The organism is Actinocrispum wychmicini (assembly GCF_004345645.1).
GTDB classification, from domain to species: Bacteria; Actinomycetota; Actinomycetes; order Mycobacteriales; family Pseudonocardiaceae; genus Kibdelosporangium; species Kibdelosporangium wychmicini.
In genome coordinates this window covers 258,011-271,091 of record NZ_SLWS01000001.1, presented here as the reverse complement: position 1 = coordinate 271,091, position 13,081 = coordinate 258,011, and the positions used below count along the sequence as shown (strand labels likewise).

General features: G+C 68.8%; 17 protein-coding genes. 10 read left to right on the top strand and 7 right to left on the bottom strand.

What is annotated here, in order from left to right:
• The first annotated feature begins 108 nt into the window (after window positions 1–108).
• Window positions 109–759, top strand: coding sequence for a DUF4232 domain-containing protein (locus EV192_RS01390; RefSeq protein ID WP_132110301.1), 651 nt, complete (start codon window positions 109–111; stop codon window positions 757–759).
• Here EV192_RS01390 and EV192_RS57265 read toward each other — a convergent pair.
• Window positions 737–901 carry an SDR family NAD(P)-dependent oxidoreductase gene (locus tag EV192_RS57265; RefSeq protein ID WP_132110299.1) on the bottom strand — a complete coding sequence of 55 codons (165 nt, stop codon included), beginning with the start codon at window positions 899–901 and terminating at the stop codon, window positions 737–739. The genes EV192_RS01390 and EV192_RS57265 overlap by 23 nt on opposite strands.
• Window positions 902–1,025: 124 nt before the next feature.
• Here EV192_RS57265 and EV192_RS01380 point away from each other — a divergent pair, with 124 nt between their 5' ends.
• From EV192_RS01380 to EV192_RS01370, 3 genes are all read left to right on the top strand, one after another.
• On the top strand, window positions 1,026–2,231 hold the full coding sequence (locus EV192_RS01380; RefSeq protein WP_132110297.1) for a L,D-transpeptidase: 1,206 nt from the start codon (window positions 1,026–1,028) through the stop codon (window positions 2,229–2,231).
• A 13-nt stretch (window positions 2,232–2,244) separates the two neighbouring features.
• A complete protein-coding gene (locus EV192_RS55445; protein ID WP_243726562.1) occupies window positions 2,245–2,607 on the top strand; it encodes a PASTA domain-containing protein in 363 nt (120 codons plus the stop codon).
• Window positions 2,608–2,679: 72 nt separating this feature from the next.
• Complete coding sequence (locus EV192_RS01370; RefSeq protein WP_132110295.1) at window positions 2,680–3,633, top strand: hypothetical protein; 954 nt, start codon at window positions 2,680–2,682, stop codon at window positions 3,631–3,633.
• Window positions 3,634–3,647: 14 nt separating this feature from the next.
• On the opposite strand, the gene EV192_RS01365 is transcribed toward EV192_RS01370, so the two are convergent.
• Both EV192_RS01365 and EV192_RS01360 read right to left on the bottom strand, forming a co-directional pair.
• Window positions 3,648–4,298, bottom strand: coding sequence for a response regulator (locus EV192_RS01365; RefSeq protein WP_279492628.1), 651 nt, complete (start codon window positions 4,296–4,298; stop codon window positions 3,648–3,650).
• Complete coding sequence (locus EV192_RS01360; RefSeq protein ID WP_132110291.1) at window positions 4,295–5,977, bottom strand: sensor histidine kinase; 1,683 nt, start codon at window positions 5,975–5,977, stop codon at window positions 4,295–4,297. The genes EV192_RS01365 and EV192_RS01360 overlap by 4 nt, the downstream gene beginning before the upstream one ends.
• A gap of 196 nt (window positions 5,978–6,173) precedes the next feature.
• Here EV192_RS01360 and EV192_RS01355 point away from each other — a divergent pair, with 196 nt between their 5' ends.
• Both EV192_RS01355 and EV192_RS01350 read left to right on the top strand, forming a co-directional pair.
• On the top strand, window positions 6,174–6,353 hold the full coding sequence (locus EV192_RS01355; protein ID WP_132110289.1) for a hypothetical protein: 180 nt from the start codon (window positions 6,174–6,176) through the stop codon (window positions 6,351–6,353).
• A gap of 17 nt (window positions 6,354–6,370) precedes the next feature.
• Complete coding sequence (locus tag EV192_RS01350; protein ID WP_132110287.1) at window positions 6,371–6,700, top strand: nucleotide pyrophosphohydrolase; 330 nt, start codon at window positions 6,371–6,373, stop codon at window positions 6,698–6,700.
• On the opposite strand, the gene shbA is transcribed toward EV192_RS01350, so the two are convergent.
• Window positions 6,690–7,304: an RNA polymerase sigma factor ShbA gene (shbA, locus tag EV192_RS01345; RefSeq protein WP_132110285.1), complete on the bottom strand. Its 615-nt coding sequence runs from the start codon at window positions 7,302–7,304 to the stop codon at window positions 6,690–6,692. The two genes, EV192_RS01350 and shbA, sit on opposite strands and share 11 nt — an antisense overlap.
• Window positions 7,305–7,398: 94 nt before the next feature.
• Window positions 7,399–8,073: a thiaminase II gene (tenA, locus tag EV192_RS01340; RefSeq protein WP_207925857.1), complete on the bottom strand. Its 675-nt coding sequence runs from the start codon at window positions 8,071–8,073 to the stop codon at window positions 7,399–7,401.
• 66 nt (window positions 8,074–8,139) lie between these two features.
• Here tenA and EV192_RS01335 point away from each other — a divergent pair, with 66 nt between their 5' ends.
• The gene (locus EV192_RS01335; RefSeq protein ID WP_207925856.1) at window positions 8,140–9,318 is read left to right on the top strand and encodes an RtcB family protein; all 1,179 of its coding nucleotides are present in this window, start codon (window positions 8,140–8,142) and stop codon (window positions 9,316–9,318) included.
• A gap of 3 nt (window positions 9,319–9,321) precedes the next feature.
• Here EV192_RS01335 and EV192_RS01330 read toward each other — a convergent pair whose 3' ends face one another.
• Both EV192_RS01330 and EV192_RS01325 read right to left on the bottom strand, forming a co-directional pair.
• On the bottom strand, window positions 9,322–9,672 hold the full coding sequence (locus tag EV192_RS01330) for a metallopeptidase family protein (protein ID WP_132110283.1): 351 nt from the start codon (window positions 9,670–9,672) through the stop codon (window positions 9,322–9,324).
• Window position 9,673: 1 nt separating this feature from the next.
• Window positions 9,674–10,651, bottom strand: a complete 978-nt coding sequence (locus EV192_RS01325) for a septum formation family protein (RefSeq protein ID WP_243726561.1) — start codon at window positions 10,649–10,651, stop codon at window positions 9,674–9,676.
• Between the two features lie 98 nt (window positions 10,652–10,749).
• On the opposite strand from EV192_RS01325, the gene EV192_RS01320 reads away from it, so the two are divergent.
• The 3 genes from EV192_RS01320 to EV192_RS01310 are packed head-to-tail and all read left to right on the top strand — an operon-like array spanning window position 10,750 to window position 13,080.
• Window positions 10,750–11,418 (top strand): hypothetical protein, encoded by a 669-nt coding sequence (locus EV192_RS01320; RefSeq protein ID WP_243726560.1) that lies wholly within the window; start codon window positions 10,750–10,752, stop codon window positions 11,416–11,418.
• Entirely contained in the window at window positions 11,419–12,585 is a 1,167-nt protein-coding gene (locus tag EV192_RS01315) for a glutathionylspermidine synthase family protein (RefSeq protein ID WP_132110281.1), read from the top strand.
• Window positions 12,586–12,627: 42 nt separating this feature from the next.
• Window positions 12,628–13,080: a DUF350 domain-containing protein gene (locus EV192_RS01310; RefSeq protein ID WP_132110279.1), complete on the top strand. Its 453-nt coding sequence runs from the start codon at window positions 12,628–12,630 to the stop codon at window positions 13,078–13,080.
• Window position 13,081: the final 1 nt, after the last annotated feature.

The following is a 13,081-nucleotide window of genomic DNA, read 5'->3' as shown; positions in this document are numbered from 1 at the left end:
GTGGGGGAACCGGCCGGGCGACGTTTGGTGAAAGACTGACGCAACCGGATCAGGTTTCGGTACGTCCTCACAGTGTCATCCAGAAGATGACCCTGGAGGCGATACGCCATGAACGTCCCATTCAAGCGGATTCTCGCGGCGAGCGGCCTGGTCCTGTTGACCGCGTGCACCGGTCAGGCCCAGCCGGCCGCCGTCCCGCCGGTACCCAGCATCGACATCCCGCCGAACGTGAGCGGCACTGTGTCTTCAGCCGTGCCGCAGACGCCGGTCGAGCAGCCGCCTAACTCACCTAACAAACCCGGTCCGGGCGACGCGCCCCAGCCGGTGGTCAGTGGGTCAGGCGAGTGCAAGGCCGCCGACCTGACCGTGTCGGTTGGCGGCGGTGACGCCGCGGCCGGGACCGTCTACCGGTCCGTCGTGTTCACGAACAAGAGCGACAAGTCGTGCACCATGCAGGGCTTCCCGGGGGTCTCGTACGTCACCGGCGACGACGGCCACCAGGTCGGCCCGGCCGCGGTGCGCGTGGGTGTCAAGGGCGCGGCGATCACCCTCGCCCCCGGCGCCAAGGCACAGGCTCCGGTCGGGTTCGTACAGGTCGGCAACTTCGACCCGGCGGTCTGCCGGCCGACATCCACCCGAGGGCTGCGGATCTACCCGCCGCACGACACCGCGTCGATGTTCCTTCCGTTGCCGGGCAACGGATGCGCGGGCACCCCGCCCGGCCAGCAGCTGAGCGTCAAGACGGTCGGTCGGGCGTGACTACAGCGGTGACCAACTGACGCAACGATTCGGTGAAGGCGCCCACGGTCCGCTTCGAAGCGTTGTAGACAACGGAACCGAGCCTGGCCTGCCGGCCGGCGACCGAGGAGACGTTGATGACCGAGCCACGGCTGGCCCGCACCCTGGAGCGCGCTCCAGGTCAGATCGGGAATCTTTGTGAGCCACGACTACCGGGGTGAACTTTTCGACGCCTGGTGCGTCGTGTTAGGTGAGTGCCTGAGGCTGCGGAGAATGCGCGAGGAACGATGTCGAATTCGAACAAACTGCTCGTAACGGGCGCAATCCTGGTGGGCGTCCTGTTCACCGGGGCGTGCAGCTCCTCCGACACGCCCGGACTGGCCACACCCGGCTCGTCGGGAACCGCGGGCGGATCCGGCGGCGGTTCGGCCGCGCCCCCGGCGGTGAAGATCGACATCACGCCGGCGGGCGACAACGTCTCGCCGACCAACCCGGTGGTGGTGAAGGCCACCGGCGGCGCACTGCAGTCGGTGACGGTTACCAACTCCGCCAAGGGAACTCAGGTCAAAGGCAACTACTCCGGCGACAAGACCAGTTGGACCTCCAGTGAGCCGTTGGCCTACAACGCCTCCTACAACGTGGTCGCCTCCGCGGCCACCACGGACGGTAAGAAGGCCGACCAGAACTCCACGGTGAAGACGTTGGCGCCCAAGGCGACGGCGTTCCCGTCGTTCATCCCGGCGCCGAGCGTCACGGACGTCGGTGTCGGCCAGCCGATCGTGGTGAAGTTCGACAAGGACATCGCCGACAAGGTCGCGGCCGAGAAGGCGTTGAAGGTCACCAGCACCCCGGCGCAGGCCGGCGGCTGGTACTGGCTGAGCAAGCGCGAGGTGCACTACCGTCCGCAGACCTACTGGCAGGCGGGGACGACCATCAAGGTGCACGCCGGTGTGTACGGCGTAGACCTGGGTGGCGGCGTGTACGGCGACACCGACCGGGACCTGAACCTGAAGGTGCACGACTCCTGGGTGGCCAAGGCCGACGGCAACTCCGCGCACATGCAGATCTACCAGAACGGCAACATGGTCAAGGACATGCCGATCAGCATGGGCAAGGACGCCACCCCGACCCACCTCGGCGCCCACGTCATCTCGGACAAGCAGCGCGACTACACCATGGACTCCTGCACGTACGGCGTGTGCTCGGGCCCGCAGGCGTACCGGTCGGTCGAGCACTTCGCCGAGCGCATGTCCAACGACGGCGAGTTCGTCCACGAGAACCCGAACAGCGTTGGCGCACAAGGAAGCACGAACGTCTCGCACGGCTGCATCAACCTCAACGCGGCCAACGCCGAATGGTTCTTCAATCACTTCGGCCTCGGCGACGTGGTCGAGGTGACCAACTCCGGCGGCCCGCAGCTGCCGGTCTGGGACACCTACGGCGACTGGGCGGTCTCCTGGCCCAACTGGCAGGCCGGCTCGGCCCTCAAGTGAGTACCGTGGACGTGTGCGAAAAGCTTGGCTGGCCGGGGCTCTGCTGTTAGCGGCGTGCTCGGCCACGCCCACCGAGACGCCGGCCGCGGCACCGGCGGCAGCCCCTGAGCCGGTGCTCGGCCAAACGGTCGTCCGGGGCACCAAAGCCCCCAGCGGCAACCTGGTCCCGGACGTGGTCGGCAAGAACCGCGAAGACGCCCGGCGCACACTGCAGGCCTCGGGTTTCTACAACTTCACCGACGAGGACGCGACCGGCCGAGGCCGGATGATCATCGTCGACCGCAACTGGCAGGTGGTCAGTCAGGAACCGCCGGGCGGCGCGGCTCTCGACCCGAAGCAGGAAGTCCTGCTGCGGTCGAAGAAGTACACGGACTGACCGAATCGCCATCTCATGGCCGGAAGGGGACAGCGGCCGTCCCGCACTGGTCATGGGCGCCAGGATGCACGCGTGTCGCATGCTGATCTGACCGCCGCGCGGTGGCGGGAACTTTCCGACGAGTCGGCGATAGGCGTCGCACGGGCGATAACGCGTGAGAACGGGCTGGAGTTGGTCGGCGTCCACGACCATGAGTACGCGGGCAGACGTCAGCGCCTCGCCCTGTTCGAACGGGACGGCATGCGGTTCTCGCTGGTCCCTGCCGACCGCGTGTCGCTTGGCTATGACGGCGCCAAGTTCGTCCCGTCACCACAACAGGCTGCCGACTTCACCGCCAGCACCGGCGAGCACGGCGTGGCAGCGGCCGCGGAGTTCGTCGACGCCATGACTTCGCCGGTCCGGGTGACGGAGTTTGCCGCGATGTTGGTCGCGGTAGAGGCGATGGCGATGGGTGCGACCGCTGTGCCACTTGATGATCCGGAGGTCCAGGCGTTGGCGGCCAAGGCAGGCGGTGTGCCCAGCTGGACGATCATGTCCTGGCGATCGGGCGACAGCCTGCGGGTCGAAGTCGACGAGCGAGGGCAGCCGTGTCACGCGCGGGTTGTCCGGCGGATGACCCACGCCCAGGCGGTAAGGGAGGCCGCCGAGCGGGGGATGCGGCCGACCTCCCCGGACGAGTGGGAGTACGCCTGCGGCGCCGGTGCCACCACCCTGTTCCGATGGGGCGACGACTATGCCGGCATGTACGACGGATATCCGGACGACCAGTCCGCGGGCCTGGACCGGCAACCGAACCTGTGGGGGCTGGTCATCGGCCAGGATCCCTACGAGTACGAGCGGACCTCGGATCGCGAGGTGCCCTGCGGCGGTGACGGCGGCGGTGCCGCCCACGGCGGCGAAGGAGTGTTCATCCAATGGCTGACATTGGCGACCGCCTACCGTGATCCCGCGCATGTGGGATGGTTCGACCCCGAGGACGACGACTCCAACGACATCAGGTTCCGGCTGGTCGTCCCGCTCGTCTGAGCGCACCGGGGTGTTCAGCTGGCCATCAGGCCGGTGCGCCACGCCCAGGCGGCCACTTCGACCCGGTTGCGCGCGTCGATCTTCGACTGCACCGCCGCCAAGTGCGTCTTCACGGTCGACAGGGACATGTAGAGCTCGTTGCCGATCTCCGTGTTCGTCAGGCCCCTGGCGACCGCCCGAACCACGTCCTGTTCCCGTTCGGTGAGCGCCACGTCCGTGGACACCGCGGATTTCGCCGGGAGCGCGAAGTGCTGCAACAGCCGGACCGTGATCTGCGGCGAGATCAACGCGTCGCCCCGCACCGCAGCCCGGACCGCCTCCAGCAGCAACGCCGGGCCGGCGTCCTTCAGGAGGAACCCGCTGGCCCCGTTCGCCAGGGCGGTGTGCACGTACTCGTCCAGGTCGAAGGTGGTCACCACGACCACTTTGAGCGGATCCGGCACGCCTGGGCCGGCCAGTTGCCGGGTGACTTCGAGGCCGTCCATGCCGGGCATCCGGATGTCCAGCAGGCAGACGTCCGGCCGCAGCTCGCGGGCCTGGGTGACGGCGGCGATTCCGTCTGGGACGTCGGCGACCACCTCGATGTCGTCCTGGGTCTCCAGGATCATCCGGAACCCGGCCCGGACCATCTCCTGGTCGTCGGCGATCAGCACCCGGATCGTCAAGTGTCCTCTTTCCTCAGGGGGAGCCATGCCTCCACCCGCCAGCCCACCGGGCTGACCGGGCCGGCGACGAACCTGCCGCCGAGCAGCTCCACGCGTTCACGCATGCCGACAAGACCGTATCCGCCCGATCCGCCGACCGGGTCGGCACGCCGCGCCACGCCGTCGTCGCGCACCCGGACGGCCAGTTCGCCGTCCGATCCGGTGACCGTGACGTGGACGTTCCGGGCGCCCAACGCGTGCTTGCCGACGTTCGTCAACGACTCCTGGACCAGCCGCAGCACCGACCGGCCGACCTCGTGCGGGACCACCTCCGGCAGGTTCAGCTCGGTCGTCACCGGGGGGCCGCTGAAGTGCTGGATGACGTTGCCGAGGTCGGCGGCGAGATCCATGGTGGCGTGCTCGGTGGCCTGGGACGTGCCCGCCGGCTTCGCGCCGCGCATGCTGCCGACCAGGAACCGCATGGCCTTCAGCGCCTCAATACCCGAGCTCTCGATCTTCGCCAACGCCTGGACGGCCACCTGGGGGTCCTTCTCGGCGACCAGCCGCGCCGCCTGCGCCTGCACGACGATCCCGGTCACGTGATGCGCCACGACATCGTGCAGCTCCCGGGCCAACGCCATCCGCTCGGACTGCTGTGCCCCGCTCACGGCCACGCTGATCGTCTGTGAGCGCTCACGGTCACGGGCGCGGAAGTACAGCCCGGTGGCCACCGAGACCAGGATCAGGAAGCCGATGACGAAGCCGAAATCCGTCAGCCGTTGCCGGGCGTACTCGGAACGCAGTTCCAAGGCGATCAAGTCCGCCGCGACCAGTGCGGCGGTGCTGAGACCCGCGGGCCACGGCGCCCCCCACCGGGTGACGAACGCGACCAGCGCCATGCTCGCGGCCACCTCGGTCACGACGATGGCCTCGCCGCCGGTTCGGTTCGGCCCGATCGCCTGCGCCAAGAACACCAGCAGCGGCGACAGCGCGATACATGCCGTGGCCGTGAGCGTCAGGCTCACTGGAGCACGCGGGGCGAAGAAGGCGCACACCGAGGCGAGCACCGCGCCGGCCATCGCCAGGATGTGGGTGCCGCTGTTGCCGATGTAGACATCCAGGAAAAGCAGCAACACCAGCGCCGCGGCCAGCGGCCACTGCCTGCGGACCAGGGCACCCAGTTCGGTCTCGGTCCGCCGCAGGTTCGTGTTCCGCAGGTACACCCCCACGACCACGGCCCCGACCAGCAACAGCAAGCCGAGTTGCAGCGACCGGAACTGCGTCATGCTGTGGCTTTGGCCGGTCCGGACGAACAACGCCAGCACAGCCGCCAGCACGAGCATGGTCGTGCACCCGGCCGACACCGCCGGCGATGACCGCCACACCACGAGCACGACCAGCACCACGCCGGACGCCATTTCGGACAGCAGCAGGTCGTTGATCCCGATCGACGTCGGGGCGATGTGCATGACCCGGATGAAGCCGGTCGACATCACCATCACCAGCGCGCCGGCCAACGCCCCCTCGGTCGGCTTGCGGGCGCCAAATATCGCGCACGCCACCATCAGCGCCCCGCCTGGCAGCGCGCCGAGCCCGTACTGACCGTCCTGCGTCGCGAGCAGCAGGTCGATGAACAGGGCCCCGCCGAGCAGGGCGAGGAGCCAGCGGTGGGTCGCTGGCACGAGGGGTGGCGCCGTCACGGATGTAGAGCTTCGCACCCCGCCCGCTGCCGCGCCTCGGTCAACTGGTGCCGGCGAGTCGGCCGAACGGCCATCTCACCCCCGCTGAGCAGGACCGATCAGCCGGCCGGCCCGACTCATCGGCCGATTCGGACACGCCCCTCGACGGGCGAAGCTGGAGACACGTTCGAGATCGGACGACACCGGAGGAGGAGAGATGTTCACACTGCTGCTGACCTGGGCCGGGATCGCGGTCGGGACCACCTTGCTGCTGCTGATGGCGCTCGGTCCGGTCATCGTCGAACTGGACGGCTGGCTGGCCGCCCGCCGCCGGGCCCGCCGCGAAGAGGTCCGCACGAGCCCAGCGGTCGCCGCCCGTCCCGCGGTGCAGCACTGACGTGGTAGATCTTCGGTATGAGCCTTGACGCCCTGGCCGACCGGTTGCGGGAGTTCGCGGCGGCGCGGGACTGGGGTCCGTACCACACGCCGAAGAACCTGGTGATGGCCATGTCCGGCGAGGTCGGTGAGGTGACCGAGCTGTTCCAGTGGCTCACGCCGGCGGAGTCCGCCAACGCCATGGCGGACCCGAAGCTGGCCGCCGACATCGCCGACGAGCTGGCTGACGTCCTGCTTTACCTGGTCCAGTTGGCCGACGTGCTCGGCGTGGACCTGATCAAGGCGGCGAACGACAAGATGGACCGCAACGAGCACCGGTTCCCCAAGCCCGGCGACGTCACTGGCTGACGACCTTCCGCAGGCGCGACAGCGCCCGGTGCTGGGCGACCCGGATCGCGCCGGGGGTCGAGCCCATGACGTCCGCGACCTCCTCCGCGGACAGGCCGACCACCAGGCGCAGGACCAGGATCTCGTGCTGGCGCGGGGACAGCACGCGACGCAGCAGCTGTTCGATCCGGCTGGTCATCTCGAACTGCAGGGCGTGCTGTTCAGGCGTGGCGTCCTGGCTGGCGACGTCCGGGATCTCCGGCACCGGCATGGTCGCCGCGATCCGGGCCGCGTTGCGGCGGGCGTCGGCGACCTTGTGGCCGGCGATGCCGTACACGAACGCCAGGAACGGCCGGCCTTGGTTGCGGTACGTCGGCAACGCGCGGAACAGCGCGAGCAGGACCTCCTGGGCCACGTCGTCGACGGCGATGGCGGTCCGGTGGCCACCGATCCGTGACTGGCAGTAACGCAGCACCAGCGGCCGCACGTGACCCAGCAGCCAGTGGATGGCGGCCGTGTCCCCCGACACGGCCGCCTCGACCACCGCGTTCAGCACGATCTCGTCAACGGGCTCCCCAGTCCGTGACCTGGTGTCCTCGCGTTCCGCCAACGCACTAACGGACATACGTGCCTCCTCGCCGCGGGGCCTCCCCGAAGGACAGGAGTCAGCGGCACGCCCGCAGATACCAGGCGTTTGCGGAAATCTGTAACGTAGTCAGTCAGTTACGGAAACGTGCTGTCGGCCATGTCTCCAGCCGCCAGGCACTGTCCCAGAACAACCACTCGTACTCCGTCGCTTGTTGGAAAGCAGCGAACATCCGTTCCCGTGTATCGCTGTCGACGGTGAAAAAAGTACGGTCCGCGGCGGCTCGACATTTCGCCACGGCCTCGCCGAAACCTTCGTCGGCGTACGTCTCGATCCACTCGCGGTACGGGTTCTCGCCGTGTTGCCTGTTCAGGATGTCCGTGCCCACGTGGTGGTAGACCCAGAAACACGGCAGCAGCGCGGCGACCAACTCGGCGTAGGAGCCGGTCTGCGCGACGGCCAGCAGGTACGAGGTGTAGGCCAGGCAGGTCGGGGACGTCCCGATCGCGGCCAGGTCCGGCTCGGACATCCCGAAGCGGGCGAAGTAGCTCTGGTGCATGCGGCGTTCCTCGACGACCGCGTCGTGTGCGCTCGCCGCGAAGAACGCGACCTCGTCGTGGTCGTCCGCGCGGGCCGCGGCGATCGCGAGGGCCCGGCCGAAACCGACCAGGTAGCGGGCGTCCTGGGCCAGGTAGAACCGGAACCGCTCCGGGGACAGCGTGCCCGCGGCCAGCTCCGTGTTGAACGGCAGCTCGACAATGGCTCGCTGCAGCCGTTCGGTCCTGGTCCATGCCTGTTCGGTGAACACGCGCGCGATCGTGTCACGCGGAATATCAGTCGTGCCACCGTGATCACGCACCTTAGCCTGGGTGACGTGAACGCGACCGTGATCCCCGGCCAGAACGTGGACATCCGACTCTGGACTCGACCCGACCAGGTCGAGGAGCAGGCCATGCGCCAGTTGCACAACATCGCCGCGCTGCCATGGGCTTTCAAGCACGTGGCTGTGATGCCGGACGTGCACTACGGCAAGGGCGCCACAGTCGGGTCCGTGATCGCGATGCGGGACGCGGTGTCGCCCGCGGCGGTCGGCGTGGACATCGGCTGCGGCATGGCCGCGGTCCGGACTTCGTTGCACGCCAACGACCTGCCGGACGACCTCGGCCGGGTCCGGGCCGAGATCGAGAAGGCCGTGCCGGTCGGGTTCGGGATGCACCGCGCGTCCGCGTTCGACGAGCGTGACGCGGCAGACTGGACCACGTTCTGGCGCGGCTTCGACTCCCTCGCCGAGGGCGCCAAGGCGGAGCTGGACCGTGCGCTGCACCAGATGGGCACGCTCGGCGGCGGGAACCACTTCATCGAGGTCTGCCTGGACACCACCGGCCAGGTCTGGGTGATGCTGCACTCGGGTTCGCGTGGCGTCGGCAACGTACTGGCGCAGCACCACATCTCGGTGGCGAAGGGCTTGGCGCACAACGCCGAGCTGCCGGACCCCGACCTCGCGGTGTTCCTCGCCAGCACGCCGGAGATGGCCGCGTACCGCCATGACCTGTACTGGGCGCAGGACTACGCGCGCCGCAACCGCGCGGTCATGCTGCGGCTGGTGTGCGGTGTGCTGCGCGACCAGTTCCCGCAGGTCACGTTCGAAGAGCCGATCTCGTGCCACCACAACTACGTGGCGGAGGAGACGCACTTCGGCGAGGACGTCATGGTCACCCGCAAGGGCGCGATCCGGGCCGGCCAGGGCGACCTGGGCATCATCCCGGGCTCGATGGGCACCGGCTCGTACATCGTCCGCGGGCTGGGCAACCCGGACTCGTTCTCCTCGGCGTCGCACGGCGCCGGCCGCCGGATGTCGCGGACCAAGGCGCGCAAGCAGTTCAGCGCCGAGGACCTGGCGGAGCAGACGAAGGGCGTGGAGTGCCGGAAGGACTCGGGCGTGGTCGACGAGATCCCGGCGGCGTACAAGGACATCGACGAGGTCATCGCGAACCAGTCCGACCTGGTCGAAGTGGTCGCGAAGCTGAAGCAGGTGGTCTGCGTCAAGGGTTGAGCGTCAGCCCCAGCCGAGGTCGTGCAGCCGGTTGTCGTCGATGCCGAAGTGGTGGCCGATCTCGTGCACGACGGTGACGGCCACCTCGTCGACCACGTCGTCCTCGGTTTGGCAGATGGCCAGGATGGGCTGCCGGTAGATGCTGATCCGGTCCGGCAGCACACCCGCGTACTGCGAGGTCCGCTCGGTCAGCGCGACGCCGTGGTACAGCCCGAGGATCGTCGGGTCCTCGGGATGGTGCTCCTCGACGAGGACCACGACGTTGCTCATGGCCTTGGCGAACTCGGCCGGGATGAGGTCGAGGGCTTCGCTCACCAGCTCTTCGAACCGTTGCCGGGTCATCTCCACCGGCATGTCAGCCGCCTGGCTGGCTGGGCGGCGTGGACGAGGCGACCGACGACGGCGGGGGTGCCGGGGCGCCCGCGTTCTTCACACTGCCGCTCACCGGCGCGAGCCCGGTGCCGTCCTTCAGCGGCGCACCGACCTTGCAGACGGCCTTGCGCGAGCCGGCATCCCAGCTCTCCTGCTTGCGGGTGTCCCAGGTGAGCGACAGGCCCTTGTCCGCGAGGTTCAGGTTGCTCGAATACTCGGCGGCCTGCTTGGTGCAGTTGTCGAGCATCGCGGCCTGCTGCTGTTCGTCGGACGGGAACCCGTCCGGGTGAACCTTGCCGAGGTCGACCACGCCGACGATCTCGAACGCGTGCGCGTCCTTGCAGGGGACCGGGTCGCCGTACGTCTTGTCCGCCAGCGCCAGGCAGGTGCCCACGTCGTAGACGTCCGACTGGTCCTGGCCCTTGGCCGAGCCGGTCGTCGGCACCAGGATCTTGCCGGTCGGCCCCTGGCGCTGCAGGCCGCAGCGGAGCTTGCGGTCGCCGGAGCGCCACTGGTCGTCCGACGGCTTCAGCGCGCCGACGCTGTACCGGCCGAACGGGTCGAGCTTGCCGCCGAGGTAGGCGGTCGCGCCCGTGGCGCACTTCTGCTTGGCGATGTCCCGCCAGGCGTCCGCCGTGGGTGACGGGTCGTTCGGGCCGTGTTCGCCCGAGATGTCCACATCGCCGGTGACCTCGAACAGGTGTGGCTGGTCACACCCAGTCGGACGCATGTCCGAGCCGTCCGGTTTCCAGGTCAGGCAGCTGCCCGGCGGCGCGTCGAACGCGGCGGCCAGGTTGGCGGCCGGATCATTGGCGCCGGCGTTGGCGGTGCCGCCGACCGGCCAGGAGAAGACCATGCTGAGCGTCAGCACGACCAGCGCGCCAACGAAAGCACCACCCATGACCAGGCGGGTGCTCAAGGTTCGGAACCGCTCGGCGCTCGTCGACATCAGTTCCATCATGCCGTACTCCGCCGGGGTGAATGATGTGTGTTGCGATCAGGACACCGCCACCTCAGTCGACCTTCGGCGTATGTACTGTCCGCGTAGGGAGGGCCGGGATGACTGACAACCACGACGACACCGAGCCGACCAAGGACGCCGGCGAGTCCGGTGCCGCCGAGCCGGAGCAGCCGAAGCCAAGGCGCGGCAGCATGCGGTACCAGGACGAGTCGACCACGCCACGGGAGCCGACGCTGGCCGAGCAGCGCGCCATGCGCCGGGCCGAGCAGGAGGAGGCTGAGCGCCAGGTCGCTGTGGTCGACGCCGAGCGCAAGTCGCTCGGCCGCCGCCGGGTGATGATCGGCACGGGTGTCGTCGTCGGCCTCGCCGCGACCGTCGCGGTCTGGTACGCGGCCGCGCCGAAGGGCGAGGTCACCGCGAGCTGCGTCGACGACTCCAGCACCTTGTCGGGCGACGAGAACATCTGCACCGAGGACTACGTCAACAGCCATGGCGGCTACTACAGCGGCGGGTTCTTCTTCCTGCCCTATCCGGGCGGTGTCCGCCAGTACCACTACTACTACGGCGGCTCGCCCAACCCGGTGACGCACCAGATGGCGGGTGGCTCGACCGTGGCGCCCAGCGGCCGGACCACGGTCAAGACGCCGTCCGGCACCACGGTCCAGCGCGGCGGGTTCGGCGTGAAGAGCGGGACGTCCGCGGGCACCGGCGGTGGCAAGAGCGGGTCGAGCGGGGGCGGCAGCGGCGGCAAGAGCGGAGGCAGCTGAGTGCGTCGGGAGTCCTCGCGACCGCGTCCGGACTGGCCGGAGAAGGTCGCCGAGCAGGGTCTGGTGTTCGGCACCCCGGCCAGGGACGGCACCGGCGCCAGCCGGCCGTACTGGGACGAGTCGGTGCACTACGTGTTCACGCTCGACGAGATCCTGTCCCTTGAGGCGGACGTCGAACTGCTGCATTCGATGTGCCTTGAGGCCGTGGACACGGTCGTGACCACCAAGCGGTACAAGGACTTCGGCATCCCGGAGTGGACATGGCCGCTGATCGCCGAGTCGTGGCGACGGCACGACCCGCACGTCTACGGCCGGTTCGACCTGCGTTACGACGGCTCGGGCCCGGCGAAGCTGCTGGAGTACAACGCCGACACGCCGACCTCGCTGCTCGAGGCCGCGGTCGTGCAGTGGTACTGGAAGACCGAGGTGTTCCCGGACGACGACCAGTGGAACTCCATCCACGAGAAGCTGGTCGAACGCTGGACCGAGATCGGCGAGCGGCTCCCGTCCAACGAGCTGCACTTCACGTGGTCCACGGCGGATCCGACCGGCGAGGACCACGTGACAACGGCATACCTGCAGGAGACCGCCGCCGAGGCCGGGCTGGACACGGTCGGCCTGGCGATCGAGGAGATCGGCTGGCACCCCCTGCTCAAGCGCTTCGTCGACCTTGAGGAAGCGCCGATGAACACGGTCGTGAAGCTCTATCCCTGGGAATGGGTGGTCGAGGAGGAGTTCGGCCGGCGCGCGGCGGAGAGCCTGCCGCAGACCATGTGGATCGAGCCGCTGTGGAAGATGCTGCTGTCCAACAAGGCGCTGCTGGCGGTGCTCTGGGAGATGTACCCGGGGCACCCGAACCTGCTGCCGGCGTTCCTGGACGAGCCGGGGATCCTCACCGAGTACGTGCGCAAGCCGCGGCTGGGCCGGGAGGGCGCGAACGTCCAGATCGTCGCGCCCGGCTACGAGACCGAGACCGGCGGCGTCTACGGCCGGGAAGGGTACGTCTACCAGGCGTTCGACCCGCTGCCCGAGTTCGACGGGTTCCGGCCGGCGCTGGGTGCGTGGATCATCGGGGACTCGGCGGCCGGACTCGGCATCCGGGAGACCGCGGGTCTCGTTACGGACGACGGTGCGGCGTTTGTCCCCCACCGCATCCCGGAATCGTGATAATTCACGCACGACAGAGTCCACTTAGGCCGGAGGAACCCCGTGACCACTCTCCTCGCACTCAGTGACGACTTCGGCTCGCAGCTCGGCAAGGGGATCGGCGCCATCGCGCTGTACGCGATCGTCGGCCTGGTGCTGGTCCTGCTCGGCTTCTACGCGATCGACTGGACCACCCCGGGCAAGCTGTCCGACCTGGTGCGCACAGGCAAGCCGAACGCCGTGGTGGTCACCTCGGCCGGCCTGATCAGCATGGCGTTCATCATCGTCGTCGCGATCAACAACTCGGACAGCGACCTGACCGCCGGCCTGATCACGGCCCTGGTGTACGGCCTGGTCGGCATCGTCGTGCAGGTGCTCGCGATCCGGATCCTGGAGTGGGCCACCCGGATCGACATCGGCACCCTGATCCAGAGTGAGACGTACTCGCCGGCCAGCCTCGTGGTCGCCGCCGCCCACCTCGCCCTCGGCCTGATCATCGCGGTCTCCATCAGCTAAA